Annotated in this window: 26 protein-coding genes; 12 read left to right on the top strand and 14 right to left on the bottom strand. The window is 65.2% G+C overall.

Features of this window, described 5'->3' with window-relative positions:
• Nucleotides 1–56 precede the first annotated feature (56 nt).
• From ON062_RS13325 to ON062_RS13310, 4 genes are all read left to right on the top strand, one after another.
• Nucleotides 57–956 (top strand): hypothetical protein, encoded by a 900-nt coding sequence (locus ON062_RS13325; RefSeq protein WP_274647627.1) that lies wholly within the window; start codon nucleotides 57–59, stop codon nucleotides 954–956.
• Nucleotides 957–1042: 86 nt separating this feature from the next.
• A complete protein-coding gene (locus tag ON062_RS13320; protein ID WP_274647642.1) occupies nucleotides 1043–1363 on the top strand; it encodes a GGDEF domain-containing protein in 321 nt (106 codons plus the stop codon).
• Nucleotides 1364–1400: 37 nt separating this feature from the next.
• Nucleotides 1401–1964, top strand: a complete 564-nt coding sequence (locus tag ON062_RS13315; protein WP_274647626.1) for an SRPBCC family protein — start codon at nucleotides 1401–1403, stop codon at nucleotides 1962–1964.
• On the top strand, nucleotides 1961–2629 hold the full coding sequence (locus tag ON062_RS13310; protein WP_274647625.1) for a DUF4166 domain-containing protein: 669 nt from the start codon (nucleotides 1961–1963) through the stop codon (nucleotides 2627–2629). The genes ON062_RS13315 and ON062_RS13310 overlap by 4 nt, the downstream gene beginning before the upstream one ends.
• A gap of 57 nt (nucleotides 2630–2686) precedes the next feature.
• Here ON062_RS13310 and ON062_RS13305 read toward each other — a convergent pair whose 3' ends face one another.
• Entirely contained in the window at nucleotides 2687–2902 is a 216-nt protein-coding gene (locus tag ON062_RS13305; RefSeq protein WP_274647624.1) for a hypothetical protein, read from the bottom strand.
• A 129-nt stretch (nucleotides 2903–3031) separates the two neighbouring features.
• Nucleotides 3032–4198: a carbohydrate-binding domain-containing protein gene (locus tag ON062_RS13300; protein ID WP_274647623.1), complete on the bottom strand. Its 1167-nt coding sequence runs from the start codon at nucleotides 4196–4198 to the stop codon at nucleotides 3032–3034.
• A gap of 184 nt (nucleotides 4199–4382) precedes the next feature.
• On the opposite strand from ON062_RS13300, the gene ON062_RS13295 reads away from it, so the two are divergent.
• Both ON062_RS13295 and ON062_RS13290 read left to right on the top strand, forming a co-directional pair.
• The gene (locus tag ON062_RS13295) at nucleotides 4383–4868 is read left to right on the top strand and encodes a glutathione peroxidase (protein ID WP_274647622.1); all 486 of its coding nucleotides are present in this window, start codon (nucleotides 4383–4385) and stop codon (nucleotides 4866–4868) included.
• Entirely contained in the window at nucleotides 4865–5353 is a 489-nt protein-coding gene (locus ON062_RS13290; protein WP_274647621.1) for a MarR family winged helix-turn-helix transcriptional regulator, read from the top strand. Before ON062_RS13295 ends, ON062_RS13290 begins: the two co-directional genes overlap by 4 nt.
• A 120-nt stretch (nucleotides 5354–5473) precedes the next feature.
• On the opposite strand, the gene ON062_RS13285 is transcribed toward ON062_RS13290, so the two are convergent.
• Nucleotides 5474–6007, bottom strand: coding sequence for a hypothetical protein (locus ON062_RS13285; protein WP_274647620.1), 534 nt, complete (start codon nucleotides 6005–6007; stop codon nucleotides 5474–5476).
• A gap of 14 nt (nucleotides 6008–6021) precedes the next feature.
• On the opposite strand from ON062_RS13285, the gene ON062_RS13280 reads away from it, so the two are divergent.
• Nucleotides 6022–7161, top strand: a complete 1140-nt coding sequence (locus tag ON062_RS13280) for a 4-hydroxybenzoate 3-monooxygenase (protein WP_274647619.1) — start codon at nucleotides 6022–6024, stop codon at nucleotides 7159–7161.
• 72 nt (nucleotides 7162–7233) lie between these two features.
• Here ON062_RS13280 and sigJ read toward each other — a convergent pair whose 3' ends face one another.
• Nucleotides 7234–8115, bottom strand: coding sequence for an RNA polymerase sigma factor SigJ (sigJ, locus tag ON062_RS13275; RefSeq protein WP_274647618.1), 882 nt, complete (start codon nucleotides 8113–8115; stop codon nucleotides 7234–7236).
• A gap of 156 nt (nucleotides 8116–8271) precedes the next feature.
• Between sigJ and ON062_RS13270 the strand changes: the two genes are divergently transcribed.
• The 3 genes from ON062_RS13270 to ON062_RS13260 all read left to right on the top strand — a co-directional run bounded on the left by ON062_RS13270 (nucleotide 8272) and on the right by ON062_RS13260 (nucleotide 9993).
• Nucleotides 8272–9018 (top strand): SDR family oxidoreductase, encoded by a 747-nt coding sequence (locus tag ON062_RS13270; protein WP_274647617.1) that lies wholly within the window; start codon nucleotides 8272–8274, stop codon nucleotides 9016–9018.
• Between the two features lie 199 nt (nucleotides 9019–9217).
• A complete protein-coding gene (locus ON062_RS13265) occupies nucleotides 9218–9535 on the top strand; it encodes a hypothetical protein (protein ID WP_274647616.1) in 318 nt (105 codons plus the stop codon).
• A 335-nt stretch (nucleotides 9536–9870) separates the two neighbouring features.
• A complete protein-coding gene (locus tag ON062_RS13260) occupies nucleotides 9871–9993 on the top strand; it encodes a hypothetical protein (RefSeq protein WP_274647615.1) in 123 nt (40 codons plus the stop codon).
• A 140-nt stretch (nucleotides 9994–10133) separates the two neighbouring features.
• Here the strand turns inward: ON062_RS13260 and ON062_RS13255 are convergent, their stop codons facing one another.
• The 8 genes from ON062_RS13255 to ON062_RS13220 all read right to left on the bottom strand — a co-directional run bounded on the left by ON062_RS13255 (nucleotide 10134) and on the right by ON062_RS13220 (nucleotide 18104).
• Nucleotides 10134–10811, bottom strand: coding sequence for a hypothetical protein (locus ON062_RS13255; protein WP_274647614.1), 678 nt, complete (start codon nucleotides 10809–10811; stop codon nucleotides 10134–10136).
• 129 nt (nucleotides 10812–10940) lie between these two features.
• Complete coding sequence (locus ON062_RS13250; RefSeq protein WP_274647613.1) at nucleotides 10941–11087, bottom strand: hypothetical protein; 147 nt, start codon at nucleotides 11085–11087, stop codon at nucleotides 10941–10943.
• Between the two features lie 404 nt (nucleotides 11088–11491).
• Nucleotides 11492–12436: a hypothetical protein gene (locus ON062_RS13245; protein ID WP_274647612.1), complete on the bottom strand. Its 945-nt coding sequence runs from the start codon at nucleotides 12434–12436 to the stop codon at nucleotides 11492–11494.
• Nucleotides 12437–12475: 39 nt separating this feature from the next.
• On the bottom strand, nucleotides 12476–14011 hold the full coding sequence (locus ON062_RS13240; protein WP_274647611.1) for an alpha-N-arabinofuranosidase: 1536 nt from the start codon (nucleotides 14009–14011) through the stop codon (nucleotides 12476–12478).
• A gap of 52 nt (nucleotides 14012–14063) precedes the next feature.
• A complete protein-coding gene (locus ON062_RS13235) occupies nucleotides 14064–15032 on the bottom strand; it encodes a glycoside hydrolase family 43 protein (RefSeq protein WP_274647610.1) in 969 nt (322 codons plus the stop codon).
• Nucleotides 15029–15847 carry a carbohydrate ABC transporter permease gene (locus tag ON062_RS13230; protein ID WP_274647609.1) on the bottom strand — a complete coding sequence of 273 codons (819 nt, stop codon included), beginning with the start codon at nucleotides 15845–15847 and terminating at the stop codon, nucleotides 15029–15031. The genes ON062_RS13235 and ON062_RS13230 overlap by 4 nt, the downstream gene beginning before the upstream one ends.
• On the bottom strand, nucleotides 15844–16800 hold the full coding sequence (locus ON062_RS13225) for a carbohydrate ABC transporter permease (protein ID WP_274647608.1): 957 nt from the start codon (nucleotides 16798–16800) through the stop codon (nucleotides 15844–15846). The genes ON062_RS13230 and ON062_RS13225 overlap by 4 nt, the downstream gene beginning before the upstream one ends.
• A gap of 53 nt (nucleotides 16801–16853) precedes the next feature.
• Nucleotides 16854–18104 carry an ABC transporter substrate-binding protein gene (locus tag ON062_RS13220; RefSeq protein ID WP_274647607.1) on the bottom strand — a complete coding sequence of 417 codons (1251 nt, stop codon included), beginning with the start codon at nucleotides 18102–18104 and terminating at the stop codon, nucleotides 16854–16856.
• A 171-nt stretch (nucleotides 18105–18275) separates the two neighbouring features.
• Here ON062_RS13220 and ON062_RS13215 point away from each other — a divergent pair, with 171 nt between their 5' ends.
• Complete coding sequence (locus ON062_RS13215; RefSeq protein WP_274647606.1) at nucleotides 18276–19307, top strand: LacI family DNA-binding transcriptional regulator; 1032 nt, start codon at nucleotides 18276–18278, stop codon at nucleotides 19305–19307.
• A gap of 506 nt (nucleotides 19308–19813) precedes the next feature.
• Nucleotides 19814–21066 (top strand): IS3 family transposase gene (locus ON062_RS13210; protein WP_274647605.1). Its coding sequence is split into 2 segments (ribosomal slippage): nucleotides 19814–20096 and nucleotides 20096–21066, totalling 1254 coding nucleotides; the frame shifts between segments, so codons are not numbered across the junction.
• Between the two features lie 104 nt (nucleotides 21067–21170).
• Here the strand turns inward: ON062_RS13210 and ON062_RS13205 are convergent.
• The gene (locus ON062_RS13205) at nucleotides 21171–21899 is read right to left on the bottom strand and encodes a hypothetical protein (RefSeq protein ID WP_274647604.1); all 729 of its coding nucleotides are present in this window, start codon (nucleotides 21897–21899) and stop codon (nucleotides 21171–21173) included.
• A complete protein-coding gene (locus ON062_RS13200) occupies nucleotides 21878–22546 on the bottom strand; it encodes a hypothetical protein (RefSeq protein WP_274647603.1) in 669 nt (222 codons plus the stop codon). The genes ON062_RS13205 and ON062_RS13200 overlap by 22 nt, the downstream gene beginning before the upstream one ends.
• Nucleotides 22547–22706: the final 160 nt, after the last annotated feature.

Genomic DNA, 22706 nt, shown 5'->3' with positions numbered 1-22706 from the left:
TCGGGAGGAATGTCGGGCGCGGCCGGCATCCGCGGTCTTCCGCATACCCTTGCCCCATGACCACGCAGATCGACCCGTCGACCCTTCGTCGTTTCGTCGCGCACACCGAGAGCACGATCAGTCCGAAAGGTGTGGCTGCACTGTACGGGCGCGCGGAGATGCTCGCGCGGATGCCGCAGAAGCTGCAACGGTGGATCGTGTCGCGCGCGGGTGGCGAGGAGTACATGGGATTCGTCGTCGACCCGTACTGCCTCTTCCTGGCATATGAGATCACCGACGAGAAAGCCGCCCAGCGACTCCTGCCGCCGGACTATCGGCTGGTGCCGACCTCGATGTTCGCGGATGGCACGCCCCGACTCTGCGCGATCCTCGGGATGTTCAACGTGCACGCCTCCGTGTTCTGGGGCGCGCGCGTCGAGCTGTACGTGATCGCGGAGAACACCCGGACGGGCATGCTGACCTGGGTCATCTGCGACTACGAGTCGAACACGATCAACTACGACCCTGGTCAAGGGTTCTCCCCCGCAACGACCAGCCGCGCGGTGGTCACCACCTCGCATCGAGGCGAAGTGGTGATCGATGTGCACAGCAAGGACAGACCGAATCGCGTGGCGGTGACGGCATCCGTTCCGGCGGGAACCATGCGCGGACTGGACCCTCGCCTGTGGATCGAAGGGAACCTCAGCGTCGACTACGGCGGGCGCCTGATGGATCCCGGTTCCGAGCCGTTCGGGCTCGTGTTCGACCCCGACGAGATGACGCAAGCGCTGGACATTCCCCTCGACGCCTCGGACGTGACCGACAACACTTTCGGCGAGGGCTTCCGTGCGGCCTCTCCCTTCGAGGTCGCGTGCTTCCCGTTCGCTCAGCACTTCCTCACCACGAGCTATCCGCGCGCGACCCCCATCCACGATCGTGAGGCGCTTGAGCGCGCCGTGCGTGAGAATGCAACGTGAGGAGACGTCACGGATGCTGTAACGGGCGAACCGGCTCCGTGTAGCAGATTTTCCTCGCGCGCGGGAGCGCTTCCTCCCCGTGACATCTGCACGAGCTCGCTCAGCGGCTACGACACGGGGTGCGCACGCACGACTTCGTCGGACGCATCGGCGGCGACGAGTTCGTCGCGATCTGCACAGAGGCAGACGCACAGGCGGCGTCCACGGTCGCCGAACGAGTGCTCGAACTCGCACGCGAGCCGATCGACGTCGGCGGGACCGAGGTACGGGTGTCGGTCAGCGTCGGGGCGACGGTGTTTTCTCCGGACGATGGCCGGCGGCCTACCGCCGACGAACTGCTGAACCGTGCCGATGACGCGATGTACGAGTCGAAAGCGGCGGGTAAGGACCAACTGCACGTCGGGTGAGGACGTCGCAACGGACGTCATGCCGTACGGTGGCGATGTGCAGCGCCGGGGGATCTACGTCGAGATACAGATTCGCGCGGATCTGACGGCAGTGTGGGACGCAACGCAGCAGCCAGACCAGCACCCGCGCTGGGACGTGCGGTTCTCGCGGATCACTCCGAGCGGGGCCACGGGCTCCGGCGCTTCGGCGTTCACCTACGAACGACGCGTCCCGTTTCACACCGTGCACGGCACGGGGGTGAGCCTCGGCGAGAAAGACCGGCCGGACGGCACGTGCACATCGGCGCTGCGCTTCCAGACCGACGACCGCCTCTCCCCCATCACACAGGGGCGCGGGTACTGGCGCTACGTCCCCGTCGACGCCCAGACGACGACGTTCATCACCGGCTACGACTACACACCGGGATGGGGTGCGCTGGATGTCATCGTGCGCCCCCTGCTGGGATGGGCGACCGCGTGGAGCTTCGACCGTCTGCGTATCTGGCTCGAGACCGGCACCGAACCCGAGCGCTGGCCGCTGTGGAGCACGCTGTGGTGGTGGCGGGGCGATCGCCCCCGGGCGGCTCGTTGCTTGCGCGCGCCGCGGAGGTCCACAGCATGACCTCGCTCTTCCAGGCCGCACTCGGGTCAGACTTCGAGCGCCTCCATCCCATGATGCAAAGGCGGTTCAGTGTCGGGCTCGACGCAGGCCGCGCGTGCGTCGGCCGCGGCGTCATGACCAGCATCCGCCGCGGGCCCTGGTGGACGGTGCCGTTTCTGCAGTTCGGTCGACTGCGCAACATCCTGATCCCCGACACCGGTTCGAACGTGCCGTTCGTGATCGAGAACTACCCGTATCTCGATCCCTTCGGGCGTGAGACCGTCACCTTCGTGCGCGAGTACACGCTTGGCGACAAGCACCGGCGCTTCGATGCGACCATGGTCCTCGACGAGGGGCGCATCGTTGATTACCTCGGCACTCACCAACACCTCGCCGTTGACCTCGATCTTCGCGTCGACGAGCGCGGCGGAATCGTTCTCACGTCCGGCGCTCAGCGCTTCTACGAGGGCCCGATCGCGTTCCGATTCCCGATGCTCTTCAGCGGTCGCGCCCACCTGCGCGAGTACTACGACGACGCCGACGAGTGCTTCCGAATCGACCTCGAGGTTCACAACGACCGGTTCGGGTTCCTCTTCGGGTACCGCGGCACCTTTCAGGCGGAATGGGTGGATGCCGCGGACGCGCCCGCTCGCTTGAAACCCCACCGCCACGAGGCTCGCACGTAGCGACCGCCTATCCGGTCCTGCGCGTCCGCACGATGTATTCGCTTGGCTCAGGCAGCGTCACTCGTTCCCGATGGACTTGTCGATCGAGTCGCGGACTCCGTCGACGTGCTCATCGATGGAGTCGGGGGCGATCTTCTTCACGAATTCGGCGCCCGCCTCCAGAGCGGAGTCTGAAATATCCTCCGCCTGGTCGCTCTTCAGCACGTCGGCGATCTTGTCCTTGTTCTGCTCCAGGAAGTCCTTGCCCTGGTTGACGATGTCGTCGATTCCCATGTGTGCAACTCCTTTGTAGAGGTGCGAGCCCTGCGCGGCCGCGCGGCTCACGATACCCGCCCTCGCGCCCGCGCGCATCGGGTGTTTCGTCACCGATGTGCGCGGGCGTAGGTGCCCCGGAGGCGGAGCTTACGGGCGCGGACCACCGCCACCACCGGCGCCGCCACCGCCCATCATCTGGTTGGGCAGCGTGGTGATCTGCTCGCCGTTGACGATCACGGTGCCGCCCTCGAGGGTGCCCGTGCCGTCGAAGTCGAAAGTGGACTGGCCGGTCACGTCGATCGTGCCACCCGTGATCGTGAGGTCGCCGTTGCTGTCGAAGCCGTCGGTGTCGCCCGCGCCCATCACGACGGTGATGTCGCCGCCGTTGACCGTGATGCTGAGCCCACTCGTGACGATCGCCGAGGCCGCGGCATTGAGGCCGTCATCCGACGCATTCACCGAGATCTCGCCGCCGTCGATGACGATCACGGGCGCTTCGATGCCCTCGACGGACGTGACGATGTCGATGCTGCCGCCCGCGATCGTCACCTGCTGTTCGGCCTTGACCGCGTCATCGCCCGTGGAGATGGTGATGTCACCGCCCGAGACAACCAGTCGACCTTCGCCCACCTCAGTGTCGTTGGTCGACTTCATTCCGTCGCCCTCCGCGTCGATCGAGATCGTTCCGCCCTCGATGATCAGGGAGTCTTTGCCCCGGATGCCGTCGTCAACACTCGACACCGTGATGGTGCCCGATTCGATCAACAGGTCATCCTTGCCGACGATCCCATCGGCGAAGTTCGCGGTGACCTCGAGTGCTCCCGAACCGGTGATGATGAGATCGTCTGCCGAGTAGATGGCACCGTCGATCTCTTCGTCGCTGCGGGTCGATGCGTCAGACACGACATTGCTCGAGCCTTCGGCCAGCTCGATGACCGTCACCTCGGCGCTGTCGACCTGGATCGCGGCGCCGTCCGCGGACTCGATGGCGGCCCCGTCAAGGATGATGCGCACCTCGGCGTCGCTGTCGACGACGACGCTGCCCGTCGTCGACCCGCTGAGCACGTAGGTGCCTGCTTCTGTGATGGTGAGACCTTCGTCGGTGAGGACGACGTCAGTGGTGGGCAACTGACTCCAGTCGACGTCACCGCTGGCCGCGCTCGTGTCGGCGGTCGAGGTGGCGGTCGACTCCACGGTCGATGTGCTCGAGGTCGTGGCCGGCTCGTCACCCGAGCCGTCGAGTGTGACGGCGCAGCCGGTGACGAGCAGACCTGCGGTGAAGAGTGCGGTGGCGGTGAGGGCAAGTCGTTTCATGTGTTCCACCGCACCACCGGTGTCTATGGAGTTTCTATGCGCCATCTATGGCGCGGCGTCGAGTCCCGTCTTCACTCCCTGAAGATCTGACCGACGGGTGTGCGCTTCTCGTCCTGGCATCACTCACCGATATTCGAACCACCATTTGCTTGTGCACAAGCTATTTGCGTGCAAGCATTCTTTCATGGACCTTAGCGACATCCCCGTGACCACGCTCCGCGGCAAGCAGACCACGTTCGGCGCCCTCACCGCGGGCAAAGCAGCCCTGGTCGTCAATGTTGCTTCGCGATGCGGCCTCGCCCCGCAGTATGAGCAGCTCGAGGAACTTCAGCGCACCTACGGCGAGCGCGGGTTCACCGTGATCGGATTCCCCAGCAACCAGTTCATGCAAGAACTCGGCAGCGAAGACAAGATCGCCGAGTACTGCTCGGCGACATGGGGCGTCACGTTCCCCATGACCGAGAAGGTCAAGCTCAACGGCCGCAGCGCCCACCCGCTCTACAAAGAGCTGACGAAGGTCCCCGGGCCCGACGGCAAAGCAGGCCGCATTACCTGGAACTTCGAGAAGTTCGTGATCAGCCCCACCGGAGAGATCACCCGCTTCAGCCCGCGCACCACCCCGGACGCCCCCGAGGTGATCGCGGCCATCGAGACGGCGCTCCCCCAGTGACCGAGCCCGTCTCGACCGACCACACGTCGGCGCTGAGCAAGGCGGTGTGCCTGGCGCTGTACTCCACAGCCAATGCCACGCTCCAGCTCTACCGCGACCTCCTCGCCCCGTGGGGCCTCAGCTATCAGCAGCTCATGGTACTGATCGTGCTGTGGGAAGAAGAGGTCGCCACCCCGGGCCACCTCGCCGACACGCTGATGCTCGATTCGAGCAGCGTCGCTGGCCTGTTGCGCCGCATGCAACGCGACGGGTTGATTGAAAGATCGACGGATGCCGCTGACCGGCGCCGCGTGCTCGTCACCGCGACCGCCGCGGGGCACGCGCTACGCGACCAACTCGGCCCCGTCGCTGAGTGCCTGGGCGAGGCTGTGCCCCTCGACGAGCGGAGCGCCGCCGAGCTCATCTCACAGCTCGATACACTCCGCGCGTCGCTGGTGGCCTACGAACGCCCGGCCGCAGCCTCGCTCACCGCCCACGTCGCGTAGGCGGCGGCATCCGCTCACCGGACCCACCAACTGGGGGATCGACTCGATCACCTGTACCTGCACCACCGCCACCACGGCTGACGCGGGCGGCCAGCAAAACCCGCGACGCCGAACCCAGAGTCAGCCGAACCCGCCGGTGAGCGCGAGCGCGGCGACGACCACGCCCGCGAGAACGAACCCGGCGACAACGATCCCGGCGACGAGTTTGCCCACGTTCGCGGCTGCCGGTTGCTTCTCGATCCAACCCAACTCCTCGGCCGCCCCTCGCACTGCGGCATGCAAGACGCGAGTGTCCTGCTTTTGCGTGCCGACCTCGCCCCACGACCCATCGGGATTCTCGCCCCACAACGTGACCTGCGCCCACGCGTTGAGGCGGCCGCGCGCGCCCGATACGGACCGGCTGGTTCCTCCGAGCTCACTGCGGCGCACCATGCCGCGGTCCTCCATGACGAAGGTGCGGCCTACCGGATCGCACGTCACGACGCTGCAGTAGGTTTGCTCGATCCTCAGCAGGATGCCGTGCTGCACGAGCGTCTCGGCGTACGCGATGCCGAAGCCTGCGTCAGTGCTCGTCACCTCAAGCTCGCCTGGCGCGATCGCACGCACGGCTTCAACAAATTCGTCGATAGCGGAGTCGCTTCGAGGATCGTTCATCACGACTCTTGATCATGCCATCACGAGACCGAAGGCACGTCCACACTGTGCTGCCGCTTCAGGGCGCTGATCAGTTCGCTGAGCTGCTGCAGCCCGAGGTCAACCTCGGCGTCGGCGACGAGCTTGGCGACCGGGACGCCCGAGTCGACCTCCTCGCGCAGATCGACGGATCGCGCGTGCACACCGTCGGCTCGAAGCACGAGGGCATCGAACTGCGCTTCGATGGCGCCGGGCACCGCATCGACTTCGCCGCGCTCGTGGGGCGCTCGGTGTGGCTGTACCCGCAGCACGAGGCACTGAAGGATCTCATCGCGGCGCGCCTCGCGGCCGGGCAAGACCTGCGATTCGGGGTGACGGTGAGCGGGGTCGAAGACATCGATACCGACCGCCCCCGCGTGATCGCGACCGACGCCGAGGGCGCTGCGATCACGATCGAGGCGGACTTCGTGGTCGGTGCGGATGGGTCACGGTCGAGCATCCGCACCGCCATCACCGGGCCGCACGGCGGCGCCTTTCGCGAGTACCCGTTCGCCTGGTTCGGCATCCTGTGCGAAGCCCCGCCCAGCGCCGACGAACTCATCTACTCCAACTCACCCGACGGGTTTGCGCTCATCAGCCAGCGCTCTCCGCAGGTGCAGCGCATGTACTTCCAGTGCGATCCGAACGACGACCCGAACGCTCTGAGCGAGGCGGAGATCTGGGACACTCTGCAGAAGCGTGTGCCCGGGCACGAGCTCACCGAGGGGCCGATCTTCCAGCGCGATGTGTTGCGGTTCCGCTCGTTCGTCGCGCACGAACTGCGCCGGGGTCGCGCGGCGATCGTCGGTGACGCCGCGCACACCGTGCCCCCGACCGGCGCGAAGGGCATGAATCTCGCGGTCGCCGACGTGATCCTGCTCGCCCGCGCGCTGGACGCACTGCTGAATTCGGGCGACGCGACGGTGATCGATGGGTGGGCGGATGCTGCGCGCGAGCGCATCTGGAAGGCCCAGCACTTCTCGTGGTGGATGACCCAGATGCTCCACATCAATCCGACCGACAGCGACTTCGACCGCCGCCGCCAACTCGGCGAGCTCCGCACCATCGTCGACTCCGAGGCCGGCCGCGCGTACCTCGCCGAGGCCTACACGGGGTGGCCGCTCGGCGCGGTGTAGATCGTCCCGATGCCCTCGAGGGATTCAGCAGCGACCGCAGTCGTCGTCACCGGACGGCATCGCCGAGACAGGTCAGCGCCAGCTGGTGAGCTTTTCCGGGTTACGCACGAGCCATACGTCCGACACGAGGTCTGCTCGCACCCCGAGCACCATGACAGTGTCGACTACGCCGTTCTCGCTGGCGATGAAGCCGAGCCCGTCGCCCGTCGCGATCGGGTCGATCCGCGCATCCGGGCGTTGCGTGAGCACTCCCAGGATGAAGCGCGCGACGTTGACCGCGCCGAGCACCGGGCGCCGCGCAGCGCTGACCTTGCCGCCCCCGTCCGAGGTGAGCGCCACATTCGGGTCGAGGAGGGCGACGAGCGCATCGAAGTCCCCCGCTCCGGTCGCGGCGGCGAAAGCTGCGGCGACGGCGTCGTGCCGCTCGCGCGGGGCGGCGTCCCCGGTGCGGGAACGCACCTTGCGGCGGGCGGAAGAGGCCAGCTGCCGCGTCGCCTCCACCGACCGTCCGACGGTCTCGGCGATCTGCGCGAACGGGAGCTCGAACACGTCATGCAGCACGAACGCCACCCGCTCGGCCGGAGTGAGCGTGTCGAGCACGACCTGCAGCGCCATGCTCACCGAGTCGTCGAGGGTGACCCGCTCGAGAGGATCCGACACCGGCGGCTCGGCCAGCGCGGGAACCGGTTCAGGGAGCCACGGCCCGACATACGTCTCACGACGTGCGCGAGCAGACCCGAGCATGTCGAGGCAGATGCGCGAGGTCACGCGCATCATCCACGCACCCGGATTCTCGATCGATGCCCTTTCATCGTTCGTCAGGCGCACCCACCGCACGAACGCATCCTGCACCGCATCCTCGGCGTCGCTCACGCTGCCCAGCATGCGATAGGCGAGCCCACGCAGCGCCGGCCGCTCGGCATCGAGCGCGCCGGCGACATCACGATCCTTCATGGTTTGCCTCCTTCTGCAGAGTACGAGACCAGTGTTCTCTGTCCGCTCTCTCAATCGACGACGCCGACTGGTGAAGTGTGAGCCTCACATTCCACACAGCCACGTCGTCGACACAGCAGGGGCCCATCTGGGCGCTTCGAGACGGAGAGGGAGAACATGAGAATCGCAATCGCAGGAGGCACGGGACTGATGGGAGGGCTCGTCGCGGACGAATCCCGTGCGCGAGGGCACGAACCGGTCCTCCTGGCCCGGTCGACAGGTGTGGATCTGACGACCGGTGCAGGACTGGATCATGCGCTGAACGGTGCAGACGCGGTCATCGACGTCGCGAACGTGAACACGTTGAATGCGGATGCGTCTACTGCATTCTTCGGGAAAGCTACCCGCACCCTCCTCGCGGGCGAACAACGTGCCGGAGTCGCTCGACACGTCGCTCTCTCGATCCTCGGCGTCGACCTCGCTCCATTCGACTACTACGCCGGCAAGCGCGCGCAGGAGGTTGCTATCGAGGCGGGATCGGTGCCGTGGACGATCCTGCGTGCAGCCCAGTTCCACGAGTTCGCGCAGCAGATCTACGCCACCGCGAAAGCCGGCCCCCTCCACCTCGCTCCGAAGATGCGAACGCAGCCGATCGCCGGGCGCGAGGTCGCGGCGCGCCTCGTCGACCTCGCCGAATCCCCCGCACGAGGCGGCTACGTCGAACTCGCCGGCCCGAGAGAAGAGTCCCTCGTCGACATGGTGCGCCGATGGGCACACTCACGCGGTCACCGTGGATGGATCCCCGCGGTCGCGCTCCCCGGCGCACTCGGCAAAGCACAGCGTGACGGCACCCTCCTCCCGCGCGACGGCGCCGAACTCGGCAGCGAGACCTTCACCGCGTGGCTGGAGCGCACACACAACTGAAGTGGATGCAACCGTTGCCCCGGAATCACGAGTGATTGAGCCCGCCGTCGCGAGTCATCGGTGACGCGACCCTTGGACACCCGGTCGGTGGGTGCTCTCGCTAGGGTGAGACAACCAGAGCCGACGCAGTCTCCGCCCCGGCGGTGACACTCGTCGGTGCCGACCTCGCCCCGTCTGGTTTCTGAGGAACCACCGGCCGGTGTTCCGGAGCTTCGGCCTCACGGCATCCTCACGCACCCCACTGGACATCGTCGTCGGGCTGATCATCCCGTTCGTTGCGATCAGCCTCGCGTTCCTCGCCGAGTGGGCGCTCGGAGCCATCACCGTGACCGGCGGAGCAGACGACTGGTCCGGCTTTGGCGGGCAGTTGGGCACGACGGTCTTCGGCGTGGTCGTCGAGGAGCTGATCTTCCGGGTGCTGATCGTCACGCTCGTCTTCGTGTATCTGAAGCTCATTTGGCGCGACGGCAGCATCGCACGCCTCGAATTCGCGCCGGAGCCGACCCGAAGGGCTTAGTCAGCCGCCAGGCGATGGTCCTACAGGTGCACCAGTTCTCTGCATGGAGTCAGGTCACATGCTTCACGGGCTGTCACCGCGAATGACCCATGAGTTGCCGAGTACGGTTCTCTAACCCCTCGCCGTCTAGGTTCGGCCAGCTGACGGAGCCCAGATGGGCTTGCGGACTCATCCGACAGGAATGGGAGGTGGTCGGCGAGGCGTCAGCGAAGTCGGCGTCCTGCCTGACGGCGGAGAGACCCAGGGATCTGGGCTCTCGCCGTCGCTATCCCTGGAGGACTCAGATGTTTCTCGGTCGCGCGGCAGCTGAACAGAATGCTCAGCATGTAAAGGACATGATCGTCGATCTGCTCACCGCCCAGCGCACCCAGACCGAGGCAGAAGTGGCAGCGCTCGTGGCGGAAGCGAAATTAACAGTCTCCGGCCAATGGGTTTTCGGCGGAGACGGAGGGATTTGAAATCGCGCCGATGGCAATCGAGGTCAATCGAATCCGCACCAATCCGCGGGACCTGACGTCGCGGAGTGCCGTTTCAATCAGGCCGACCCGGTTCAATTCGTGGCAAAAACGTGGCAGGGATCTCGCCGTCGCCGACGTCGTCAGATGGCGGGATTCGCCTCGATCACGGGCAGGAGCCGCTCCGTCTGTACGAAGAATCGAGCCGCATCTGGGCCAATCGCGTGACAGACGCTTCGCATGTCTCGCCGGACCCTGCGGAGGTCGTAGCGATGGAGTGGTTCGAGATGGGCGACCCGGTTACGGAGGCCGTGGACGTTGGCGACGCGGGCGACGATGCTGTCTGCCGACCATTCGCCTGGCCAGGCCGGGAACGCGTTGCTGATGGCGACTGTCCACAGCTTCTGCTTCGACTTGTTCGCCTTCGACGGAAGTATGTAGCGCCACACTCCCAACGACATCTGCGCCAGCACATCATCGTGACTCACCGGCCGGTCGTGGTCTGCGGCGATGCGTCTCGCTCGCGTTACCGCTTTCGACAGTTCGCTCTGGTTCATCGCACGCAGCAGGTAGGGGTGCGGGCGCAAGAGCCAGTCCTCCGTCCCTGCGATCCCGTCGTTCCAGACGCGTAGCTCGCGATCGATGGCGTTGCGCAGGACGAGCTCGAAGACATAGATCGCCTCCATGGCGGCGCCCGAAGCGCGAACGTTCCACTCGAACAATTCATGCGCGAGAGCGATGTCGCCCCCGGTGTCCGCGAGGATCCGCCGCAGCCGGGCGTCTCCGACGAATCGAGGACTCACACGCTCGATCAGTGACACACAGGCTAGACTAGACGCACAAACACCGGACGCTTCGCGGATCGGTGCTTACACATAAGGGGCCCGGCGCAAGCCGAGGCCCCTTATCCTTTTCCGCACGTAGAGGTGGGCGGAGAGCGCAGTTTTCGGCTAAGCCAAGCCGTCGCCGGCCGGCTCAATCTCGTTCGAGCTCCCGTTGAGGGCACCGGGGTGCGCGGTGCGCATCCGAATGCTCGCGAGGCGGACGAGATCGTCGGCCAGTTCGTTGCCCTCCTCCCGACCAGCGATCTGAAACATTCGCCGCCCAACGCCGCCGCCTCGTGCCGTTCGCCTCTCGGGATGTGAAGGTCGACTGCGACGAGGTCCGCTCTCCTCGCGAACCACTCCAGGATCCAACTCGAGTTATCGCGGACACCACGGGAGGCATACACTGCCCGCCGTTCCGACCGGTTCGCCCTGGAACGGGCGGCGACGGGAACCATGCTCGGTACGCCGAAACCGCTGACTAGACTGCCCGCAACCGTTCACTTTTCAAGCGCCGGAATCGACCAGTTCTGCAGCGCCGCCGACAGAGACAGGCTGGAGTCGCCAGGTCGACGGCAAGAGGCGTGGAGACGATGGCCGTGCATGAGCACCCAAGTCGGTCTTCCTGAGCTCGCAAACGACGCCCTGCGTTCTGGCGGGCCCCTCGGTTCACCGGATCAGTTGGCGAGGTTCGGGAGAATCGGACCGGCCAGCTGCTCGTCGCGGTCGCACACCAGACGATCGTTCACCACGCGGGCAAGCGCGACGTGGATCGAGGTCCGCCGCTGGCGGTAGTCAGCGTTGCCAGAGCCGCCCGCATCGCGCTCTGGATGGGTGAAGTAGAAGACGTGGGCGGCGTCGCCTGAGACAACGACGTCCGCATGCTGACCGTTTGTCTGGTCGTCGTCACCGGTACCAGGGACATCGAGGATGCGGTCCTGAGCTTCCCAGTTCAGGAGGTCGTCCGATCGCAGAACTCGCAGGCCAGCCCATTCGTCCACGAGCATCCAGTAGGCGTCGCCAAGTCGGAAGACGTTCGGTCCCTCGTGCGAGGAGATGCCCACTGCCAGGCCACGAGGCGTCCAGCTGAATAGGTCGTCGCTGTCCGCGAAGTGGGTGTGCCCTTCGTCCGCCTCGTCCTTGAACCACATGCGATACCTGCCGTCCGAAAGGCGATATACGCACGCGTCGATGACACGGTCCGAGCCGAGGGCGAGCGTGGACTGATAGGTCCACTGGATCAGATCCGGGCTCGTGTAGTGCCGGATGGTCCTGGCGTGCCCTTCCCACCGGGTCGGGACACCCGCGACGAAGCTCACATACATGTGATAGCTCTCGCCGTCATCGAAGATCTCCGGCGCCCAGTACGTATGGCGCCCCGGCTCGATGTTGAGTCCTTCGACAATGCCCCGATACAGCCAGCTGATCCCCCCATCGGTCGACGTCGCGATGCCGAGGTCCGTGCCGTGGACCCACGACACGTCGTCGATGGGAGGAGACCATGCGCGGCGGTTCGTGTAAATCATCCACCAGGCCTTCTCACGCCGATTCCAAATGAGCGTAGGGTCGGCGGCACCGTCGAAGACGGGGTCCCGGAAGAGGGGGTGCGGGATCGTGTTCAATTCAAGTTCTTTCTGGCGGCAAGGATCTCGGGGTGACTGTCAAGGGCGAACTGCGAACGACACAGTGGCGAAGGAGTGCGGCGGGAGGATCACTTTTGCTCCCGCGGGGTGGGGTTCGACCGGGAGCGGGGCTGGGCTCACCGCGTCGCGCGCGCCGACAGAGTTGTGCTCATGGACGGTATCAGCCGCGAGCAGCCGGCCCGACGCATCCGCAACGGAGGCGCCTCGGATGTCGAACACGATTTCGAGCGGGGTGTCGAGGTCGAGGTTGCTCAGCGACACCAGCATCGCGCCGTCCTTCACGCTCGCAGAGGCGGATGCGACCTCGAGCCGGCGTCCGGCCGCGACGCGTGCCTCGGGAGCGTCGAGGATACGAGTATGGACGGCTGTCGCGTCGTGATGGCCTCGGTTCATCTCGAACACGTGGTAAGTCGGGGTGAGGATCATCTCGCCGGTCTGCTCGTCGGTGAGGATCATCGCCTGAAGCACGTTCACGGTTTGCGCGATGTTCGCCATGATCAGCCGGTCTGCGTGCCGATGGAACTGGTCGAAGTGCACCGCAGCCACGAGTGCGTCTCGCAGAGTGTTCTGCTGATACAGGAACCCGGGGTGGGTTCCGGGCTCGACATCCCACCAGGTGCCCCACTCGTCCAGGACCAGCCCGACCTTGCGAGCAGGATCGTAGGTGTCCATCACCCTCTTGTGGGTCTGTATGACCCGGCCGACATCTTGCGCTTTGCTCATGAGCGCGTAGTACTCGCCCTCATCGAAGTCGGTCGACGACCCCCGCGCGCCGTGCTCCATATTCAGGGCACTGTAGTAATGGAAGGACAGCCCCTGGTAGATGTTGGTCGGCTCCTTCTGGCAACCGAAGCAACTGATCGCCTCCATTAGGGCCTTGGTCCAGGCGACGTCGTCGTCTGAGGCGCCCGCAGCGATCCGGTAGAGCTTGTTGTCGCCGTGGTCGCGGCAGAACGTCGCGTATCTGCGCGCCTCGGCGGCATAGTGGGCCGGGTCCATGCTCCCACCGCAGCCCCAGGGCTCGTTGCCGATGCCCCAGAACGGTACCTTCCATGGCTCCTCTCGCCCGTTCTCCCGGCGAAGGCGTGCCATGGGAGAGTCTCCGGCGCGGGTTATGTATTCGACCCAGTCGCTCATCTCCTGGACGGTGCCGCTGCCGACATTGCCTGCCACGTAGGCGTCGGCGCCGAGCATCTCGCAGAGGTCGAAGAACTCGTGCGTGCCGAAGTGGTTGTTCTCTTCGATGTCGCCCCAGTTGGTGTTGATCATCCGGGGCCGTTCGGCGCGGGGCCCGATGCCATCGCGCCAGTGATACTCGTCTGCGAAGCAGCCGCCGGGCCACCTCAGATTGGGGATGGCGATCTTGCGGAGGGCTTCCACAACGTCCGACCGGATGCCGCGGACGTTCGGGATGTCCGAGTCCTCGCCTACGTAGAAGCCGCCGTAGATGCAGCGGCCGAGATGCTCGGCGAAGTGGCCGTACAGGTGTCGGTTGATGGTGGCTTCTGGCAGGTCGGCGTTGATCACGATGCGCGCGGTTGACGGGTAGGACATCAATTTCCTCAGAGGGTAGGGAGTGAGTCGTCGGGCGAACGAGACCGGGCTGCTAGAAAGCGGCCCGGAGTCGATCGGCCTGGGATCGGGTGACAGCCAGCACGCTGCCGTGCTTGGTGTTGGGAGGCATGTGGAACTGGTCCGCAGGCAGCAGCGTCCAGCCGTCATGGAGGTCGCGGGTGGTCAGCGCGATGTAGCCCTGAGGCCGGTGTGCGAACTGGTCAACGAACAGGTACCAGGTTCCGTGCCCCTGGTCTAGGAACAGCAAGGGTCCTTCGATCTGGCTGTGCGCCTCGTCAGCGATTCGAGCTTCGACGAGCGTGAAGTCGTCCGCTTCTAGCGCGGAGCCGACCTCGTGGAACACTCGACGGGAGTCAGCGAGTCCGGAGTCTTCTTTGGAGATCCGGTGCACTTGGCCGTCGTGAATCTGCATCGTCGTATCGATCACATCGCGCCCATAGTCGATCAGCACTCGCGGGTCCCTGATTGACCGGAAGTCCGGAGTCCATGCGCCCAGGATGCGGCTGTAGGTGTCGCCGGCGTGATCCGGGTCGTCTTCACCGAACAGCGTGGACGCCCAGAACACGAAGAACTCGCGCCGTTGGGCGTCGTAGACCGCTTCCGGTGCCCATGCCATCCCTGCCTCGGGGCCTACGACCTCGAGCATCCACGGCTCAGACCATTGGGTCAGGTCAGTGGATCGCCACACGATCAGCGAGCGGCTGCCGTGCCGCTTCCACACGTCCCAGCCCTGACCGTCGCCTCCGTACACGCGCAGATCGGTCGCGATGATGAAGTACTCGTCGTCGCCTTCTACGAGAAACGGGTCGCGGACCCCCGTCGTGCCGAGGAGCGACTCCAGCACCGGATCACCATCGTTCAGCCGAGCCCATCGGGTTGGGTCACCGTCGCTCAGCGAGAAGTAGACTCGCTCGCCATGTCCGCGGTGATCCTCGACGAAGTGGACGAGAAGGAACCCGGAAGCCTCATCGTTCTCACTGTGAGCGGCTCCGCCGGTCATCCCTTTACGCTTCCCGCGACAAGGCCCGAGACGATCTGGCGCTGGGTGAAAACGAAGAAGATCACCATGGGAATGAGCGCGATGACCGACACCGTCATGAATGCCGGCCAGTCAGTCGCGAACTCCCCCACCGCACTGTAGACCTGGAGCACGATCGTGCGCTTCGCGGAGGATGAGATGAACACATTGGGCAGCACGAAATCGTTCCAGATCCACATCGTCTGGAAGATGCCGACGGTGATGAGGATCGGGCGGATCAGCGGCAGCATGATCCGCCAGAAGATCTGCCATGTGTTGGCCCCGTCAATCTTCGCCGCCTCGATGATCTCGAACGGCACGGTCTTCATGTACCCCTGAATCAGGAAGTACGAGAAGATTGCGCCCGCCGAGTACAGGACGACCAGACCGTTGAGGGTGTCGACCAGCTTGAAGTCGACCAGGGTCCGGTACAGCGGAATCAGTGTCGCCTGAGTCGGCACGATGAATCCGAGCAGCAGGACGACTCCGACGATCCGGTTGAACTTGGTCGCTCGCATGGTGATCGCGTATGAGGCCATCGCGCCGATCACGAGCTGGACGAAGACGCCTCCGATGGTCACGTAGAGGCTGTTCATGAAGCTCTGCACCAGAGGTACGCGCTCGAACGCTTCGGTGTAGTTGCCGAAGTACCAGGGAGACGGCAGCCCGAGTGGGGACTGCACCATGTCGGCCTGCGTCTTGAACGTGTTGATGACGATGTAGTAGAGAGGCACGCCCACAAGGCAGGCGAGAGCGATCATGATGATCGCCCGGACGGGGCGATGGATGCGGATCACAGCACGCTCCGTTCGATGCGGCGCGACAGCAGCAGCTGCGCTATCGAGATGGCGGCGACGGCGATGGTGAAGGTGACTGCGAGCGCGGAGGCGAGTCCGTACCGGCCCTGCCCGACACCACTGGTGATGATCGATTGCGTGATCGTGTACGTCGAGTAGCCGGGTCCGCCCTTCGTCAGAGTGAATGGCAGGTCGAAGACCTTGAGGCCGCCGGTGATCAGGAGGAACTGGCTGACGATGATCGCCGGTACGAGCTGCGGCAGCGTGATGTAGCGGAACTGCTGCATGCTTGAGGCGCCGTCGATCGTGGCGACCTCGTAGTAATCCGCAGGGATGGACTGCAGATAGGCGAGGTACAGCACCGCGTGCCAGCCGACAGCGCTCCATACGGCGACCGTGATTACAGAGACTCGGGCGAGCGTTGAGTCTGACAGCCACGGAACCGGGCCGGCGCCGAATGCTGCCAGGAACTGGTTGAGCACACCGGAGGCGAGGGGCGAGAGGATGTAGCTCCAGACCAAGCCGAGCAGGGCGAGACTCGGTACGGACGGGAAGAAGAAAAGCGATCGGACGAAGTTGCGTCCGGTGAAGCGCTTGTTGAGTCCGACCGCCAACGGGATCGCCAGCGCGGTGATGACGACCGTCGTGGAGATGGCGAACAGCAAGGTGAAGCCGAGGCCCGCGAGCATCGAGGGGTCGGTGAAGATCTGTCGGTAGTTCTCCAGCCCGACGTAGTTAACGTCGGTGGAGTATCCGGTGAAGTCCGTCAAGCTCCAATAGAAGCTCTGGCCGAGTGGGATGACGAACAGCACCACGAACACGGCGATGATCGGGATCAGGAATAGCTGATTGGCGGTCGCCTCGCGACGGCGCGGGCCAGGTGCTTTCACTCGGCTCGATCGGATCAGAGCGAGCGGGCCGGCAGCGGACCGCTCGGTTGTTAGTGCAGACACAAGAATTTCCTCGCTTGAGGGGTGGGGGCGGCGCATACGCCGCCCCCACAGGCTCACTCAGGGTTGGCGGCGAGCTTGGCGTCCAGCGCTGCGGCGACCTGTTCGGGAGTCGCCTGGCCGAGCGCCATCAACTGGATCTGCGCCGTGGCCTCGATGTTCAGCACGTCCTCTGCCCGAGTCCACGCGATCTGCGGAAGGTAGAAGGCACCCTCGCGGATGTTCGGGACCAGTGGGGCGAACGCCTCGTCGACGACGGGATCGAAGTTCGGCGTGACCGTGATTGCGTTGCTGGCCTCTTGGTAGACGGAGATGCCCTCCTCCGATGCCATGAAGCTGAGGAACGTCTTGGCCAAGTCGATGTTCTCCGACTTCGGGTTGATCGCCCACCCAGGGCTCGCCGCGCCGGCGAGGTACGGCTCGCCGCCGTCAGCACCCGGCACCTGCATCATCGCGATGTTGAGATCCGGCGCCTTCTCGCGGATGCCGGCGACGTTCCACGGTCCTGCGGGGAACATCGCGACCCTCCCTGCCGCGAACTCGTCGATGATCTGGTCGGGCTTAATGCCCGCCACCGTCGATGTCTCGATGCCCTCGGTGAACAGGCGGTTGTACTGCTCGAGCGCCGGCGTCCATTCCTCCTCGAACGAGGACGAGCCGTCGAAGATCGCCGCATCCATCTGGAAGTCCTGCGACGCATCACGCGCTCCGAGGAACGCGACGAGGGCGGTCGGGATGCCGTCGAGCGCCTCGAGATAGGGGGTCGAGATGCCGGCGTCCTTGAGCGCATTGCAGAGCTCCAGGAACTCATCCCACGTCGCAGGAGGCTCCGTCCACCCGACGTCCTTGAGCATGTCGACGTTGTACATGATCCCGCTTCCCCACGAACTCACAGAAAGCCCGTATACCGCGCCGTCGCGACCGTACGTTCGTTGGTTCATGTCGGGAATGCCGTCGAGGAAAGACTCACCCGCGAGGTCGAGTACGTGGCCGCCGTCGATCAGGTTGGTCTTGTTCTCAGCAGCGATCAGGAAGACATCGGGAGCTGTTCCCGAGAGGACGCGCGTTTGCAGTGTCGAAATGTACTCCTGAACAGGAGGCGAGTACGACACGTCAAGGGTGACGTCGGGGTTCGCCTTCTCGAACGCGTCGATAACAGGCTGCATCACGGCCTCACCGTCCCACGACAGGATGCTCAGCTTGGCCTGGCCGTCAGCGCTTCCTCCGCCGTCGCCGCTGCTGCAGGCCGCGAGGGACATTGCCGTGATCGCCATCGCCGCGATGGCAAGTCCAGTACGTCGTTTCATTGAGACTCCTTTGTCGAGATCTGGTGCTGTGTATCGATACACCAGAGGGATGGTAACCTGCTCATGTATCGATACATGGAGGCTATTGATCGAAGAACTGTTTGTCAACCGACCAGTACGATTCACTTGATCCCACTCTTGGAGCATCAACCGCAATCCAAAGGAGGCCCCGTGGCGACAACGATCCAGGACGTCGCAACCGCCGCCGGGGTGTCCCCCATGACTGTGTCCAATGTGCTGAACGGACGTCAGTCCGTGAACGACGAGCTGCGCGATCGCGTGATGGAAGCGATCCAGCGCCTCGACTACCGGGTGAACGTCGCCGCACGCAATCTGCGAGCTGGCCGCACGGGCACTATCGGCCTCGCCGTGCCCGAAATCGATCGACCCTACGCTGCACAACTGGCATCGCGGGTGGTCCGCGCTGCAGCAGCGCGAGGGCTGCGCGTCGTCGTCGAAGAGACGGGCACGAGTCGCGGTGGAGAGCTGGACGCCATCGCGAGGTCTCGAGTGCGGCTGTATGACGGGCTGATCATTGCATCGGTCGGCCTCGCCGCGCGCGACCTGGTCGACGTTCTCGCAGCCAGCCCAGTTGTAATGCTGGGCGAAAGATTCAGCGGGTCGGGAGTGGATCACATCGGGCTACCGAACCATGACGGCACCGCGTCTGCGGTCCGGCACCTCCTGGAGCGCGGTCGCACCAGGATCGCGATCGTGGCGGGCCCGCCGGAACCAGAGCGAACCACCGCCAGTGACATGCCCAACGACGGCTTCGAGCTTCGGATGAGCGGGTACGAGCACGCCTTGCGGGAAGCGGGACTCGAGCCCGACCCCAACCTGGTGATCGTCGGAGACGCCTGGGACACCGAGACAGGGCTGCAGTGCGCGTTGTCGATGTGCGATCGCGGGCTCGATTTCGACGCCATCGTCGCGATGACCGATTCCATCGCACTCGGCGCGCTTCGCGGGCTGGCCGACCGAGGCCGCCGCGTGCCTGAGGATGTTGCCGTGGTTGGCTTCGACGACATCTCAGAGTCGCAGTACAGCACGCCCCGGTTGACGACCATCGCGCCCGACCACAACGAGATCGCCGAACTCGCGATGGACCTTCTCACCCAACGAATCGCCGGACCATGGCCACCGACAGAAACCGTCGACCACACCGTGGGGTTCAGACTCGTCGTACGCGAGTCCAGCGGCTGACCCGCCTGAGGGCGACCGCGGCGGTAACGTGATCCGCTCCGCACCCAAAGCTACGCGTGCTAGCGCTGTCGCGAAGATCGCAGCAGCGGTCGAGCGGCGGACGAATCCGCAACTGAGACGTGCGGTTGGGTGCCGAATGAGTTGACGTTTCGCCAACCTCTGCCCGAACGACTCGCCGCCGCGCTTGCCAGGAAGCGCGGCGCATTACCCGACGACGGCAGGGTCGGGCAGCAGGGACAGCGAGCGCCTACAAGGAACTACCGAAGTTGTCCACGGGTTGCCACTCTCGCGGGGTAGTGCACTCCCCCCGCCGTCGACGCCTGCTTCACCGCGGAATCACGCGGAACTCGACGCGACCGATGGCCCGACAGAGCGGATTTATGTGCTCCAGGGGTCCCCCACGGGTCCCCCTGGGGGACCCCTGGCGACCAAAATGCGCCGGCCCGATCAGGCACTGACTCACCCCGGCATGTCCGGAGACAAGATTCCTTGGAAGGATCTGTCTCATGGGACGTCCCAGCAAGTATCCGCGCGAGCTTCGTGAGCGCGCTGTCCGCATGGTCGCCGAGTTGCGGCCCGACTATCCGAGTGAGTACGCCGCGATGACGGCGACCGCGCAGATGCTCGGCATCGGCTCGCCGGAAACCATCCGGACCTGGATCCGCCGCAACCAGGTCGACACCGGGCAACGGCCGGGGGTCACGACCGAGGCGGCGGAGGAGATCAAGCGGCTCAAGCGGGAGAATGCCGAGTTGCGTCGCGCGAACGAGATCTTGAAGGCGGCATCGGCTTTCTTCGCGGCCGAGCTCGACCGGCCACAGAAGCGATAGTCGCGTTCATCAGCGACCACAAGGACCGCCGTGATGGCGGGCTGCGATGGGGTGTCGAGTCGATCTGCGCCGTGCTCACCCAGCACGGCTGCAAGGTCGCCCCATCGACCTACTACGATGCTCGCGGGCGCGGGTCGTCGTCGCGGAAACTGTTGGATGAGCGGTGGAAGCCGATCATCCTGCAGACGTGGATCGACCATCGAAAGGTTCTCGGCGCCCGCAAGCTCTGGCTGCGGCTCCGCCGTGATGGGCACGACATCGCGCGTTGCACGGTCGAACGCCTCATGCGAGAACTCGGGATCGCTGGCGTCGTCCGCGGGAAGCGCAAGCGCCCGGTCGACACGGATCTGCGGGAGACCAGGCCAGCCGACCTCGTCGACCGGCACTTCGCGAGGTTCCGCACGAACCAGCTCTGGGTCGCCGACTTCACCTACGTCTGGACGTGGTCGGGGTGGGTCTATGTCGCGTTCGTGTTCGATGCGCACTCCCGCCGCATCCTCGGCTGGCGCGCCGCAACGAGCATGACCACGCCGCTCGTGCTGGACTGCCTCGACATGGCTCTGTGGACCCGCCGTCGTGAAGGCGTCGCTGGGTTCGGCGGGCTCACGCATCACACCGATACGGGCAGCGTCTACACGTCGATCGCCTTCACCGACCGACTCGTCGACGAGGGCATCGACGCGTCGGTGGGGTCCGTCGGGGACGCGTACGACAACTCCCTCGCGGAGTCCCAGATTGGGCTCTACAAGTCCGAGCTCATCCACCACGAGGGCCCGTGGCGGGACGTCGATCAGGTCGAGGCGGCGACTGCGTCCTGGGTGCTGTGGTTCAACACCGAGCGCACCCACGGCTCCATCGACGACCTCACGCCGCTCGAGGTCGAACAGCTCGACTACGCTCGCATCGAACCGGTCGAGAGAGCCGGCTGACACCAGCAATTCGCTCTCCGGACATGCCGGGGCGAGTCACAGGTCGGCGGGGTTCGATTCGTGGCAGAAACGTGGCACCGATCTGAGGCCGCGGAGCGGACCACTCAGGCGTCCGCGAGGGCCCTGATGATCGTATCGGCTGCACGCTGGCCGATCGCGCGGTCGTCCGCATCGAGCAGCATCCACCCATCGTGGCTGCTGTCGGCAAGTTGGCTGAGCGCGGGCCTCAGGTGCTGCTTGTCCCGTCTGCTCAGGCGGTCAAGGCCCATCCCACGCCGCCCGCCGGCAGCTGCCAGCAACACGGCGAGGTCATCGAGGTGTCGGCCCCGATCGCGCTGGTCGGCGGCGTAGGCGGCGGCCTTCGCGACGATCGCCCCGAGAGCATCCGGCACAGCGATGCGAACGATGCGGTCGGCGCCTTTCAGGTCGTACCAGTCGCGGCGGTCGATGGCCTGCCGGGCTGCCGGTGCTTGGAAGATTGATCGTTGCGACCACCGCGCGGAAGCGCCGCGCTCCACCATGACATCGATGGATTCGTCACCCCGACGGAATCGGTGCAGTACACGGCTACCGAGAGACTCCGTCGGGCGGAACCCGATGTCCTGCAGTGGTCCAGCCACTGCGCTGACGTTTCCCGCGGTGAGGTTCACGAGGAGATCGACGTCCTCAGTGGGGCGCGAGGCAGAGATACGGGCGCGGAGAGCGTGCACGTGCACCATGAGCCCGCCGACCAGCACCCACTCGCCTGGCGTCGTGACGTCCGCGATCTCGAACACCAAGCTCCACGGCTGTTCCGCATCCGGGATGAGGATCAGGTGTTCTCCGTCAGCCACGCCTGCCTCATCTCGTCGAGCGCCCGCACTCCGATCGAGCGGACGCGGAATGCCGCGGATCGAGCACAGTCCGCCGCGACCAGCGCCCGCGGCGCTCGGTCACCAGCAGTCCACAATCGACTCCCAGACCTGAACCTGTAGACAGCGACAGCGCCACCCGCCTTCTCGACAAGCCCAGCATCGTCAACGAGGTCCTCAAAGTCACCGTCCCGAAGATAGCCATGCACGACTGCTGACCGCCCGACGAGCCGCTCCCCCAAAATGTCGATTGCCGACTCACCCGTAAGCACCAACGCATCCCGCGCAACATCCGGATGCCGCGCCGTGAAGTGTCGCACCGACACCGACTGCGCAAGCTTTCGCCACAACACTTCGACCTCGGCGCCGCGGATCGCATCCCGCGTTCTCGCCTCGGCGACATCACCAGTCGACAGCGCATCGATCACAGATCGCACCCGCAACTCGGACCAAGGCCGGCCACCAACAGTGGCGCTGCGCGAACGGTCGCCGACGGAGGCAAGGTCTACCAGCCAACCCCGAGCACTGATCCGACGCCCGTTGAGTTCACCTGAACGCAACATCTGACTCACCCGCTCCTGCGTCAACCCAAGACGCCGCGCAGCGTCAGCCGTCGTCACCTCAGTCATTCATAACCCTTCGCTTGAACGAATAGTTACGACTATACGCGGACCGGTGAGATGAAGCTAGCCCTACCCACGGCATCCCTCAACGACAGGGAGCCGATCGCAGGTCGCCCGCGGCTCGCGGCGCCCGTCGCCACCTGGTGGGAATCGAATAGCGCGAGTC

Source organism: Microbacterium sp. C7(2022) (assembly GCF_028823665.1).
In the GTDB taxonomy this organism is placed as follows: Bacteria; Actinomycetota; Actinomycetes; order Actinomycetales; family Microbacteriaceae; genus Microbacterium.
The sequence above is the reverse complement of the archived record's forward strand: the minus strand, read 5'-3'. Positions and strand labels throughout refer to the sequence as shown.

Coding starts and splice junctions, on each gene's coding strand:
- ON062_RS13325 (WP_274647627.1), top strand. CDS start 57: ATGACCACGCAGATCGACCCGTCGACCCTTCGTCGTTTCGTCGCGCAC.
- ON062_RS13300 (WP_274647623.1), bottom strand. CDS start 4,198: ATGAAACGACTTGCCCTCACCGCCACCGCACTCTTCACCGCAGGTCTG.
- sigJ (WP_274647618.1), bottom strand. CDS start 8,115: ATGAAGGATCGTGATGTCGCCGGCGCGCTCGATGCCGAGCGGCCGGCG.
- ON062_RS13285 (WP_274647620.1), bottom strand. CDS start 6,007: ATGAACGATCCTCGAAGCGACTCCGCTATCGACGAATTTGTTGAAGCC.
- ON062_RS13310 (WP_274647625.1), top strand. CDS start 1,961: ATGACCTCGCTCTTCCAGGCCGCACTCGGGTCAGACTTCGAGCGCCTC.
- ON062_RS13240 (WP_274647611.1), bottom strand. CDS start 14,011: ATGTCCTACCCGTCAACCGCGCGCATCGTGATCAACGCCGACCTGCCA.
- ON062_RS13220 (WP_274647607.1), bottom strand. CDS start 18,104: ATGAAACGACGTACTGGACTTGCCATCGCGGCGATGGCGATCACGGCA.
- ON062_RS13260 (WP_274647615.1), top strand. CDS start 9,871: ATGATCGTCGATCTGCTCACCGCCCAGCGCACCCAGACCGAGGCAGAA.
- ON062_RS13200 (WP_274647603.1), bottom strand. CDS start 22,546: ATGACTGAGGTGACGACGGCTGACGCTGCGCGGCGTCTTGGGTTGACG.
- ON062_RS13250 (WP_274647613.1), bottom strand. CDS start 11,087: ATGTTTCAGATCGCTGGTCGGGAGGAGGGCAACGAACTGGCCGACGAT.
- ON062_RS13305 (WP_274647624.1), bottom strand. CDS start 2,902: ATGGGAATCGACGACATCGTCAACCAGGGCAAGGACTTCCTGGAGCAG.
- ON062_RS13235 (WP_274647610.1), bottom strand. CDS start 15,032: ATGACCGGCGGAGCCGCTCACAGTGAGAACGATGAGGCTTCCGGGTTC.
- ON062_RS13270 (WP_274647617.1), top strand. CDS start 8,272: ATGAGAATCGCAATCGCAGGAGGCACGGGACTGATGGGAGGGCTCGTC.
- ON062_RS13295 (WP_274647622.1), top strand. CDS start 4,383: ATGGACCTTAGCGACATCCCCGTGACCACGCTCCGCGGCAAGCAGACC.
- ON062_RS13280 (WP_274647619.1), top strand. CDS start 6,022: ATGCCATCACGAGACCGAAGGCACGTCCACACTGTGCTGCCGCTTCAG.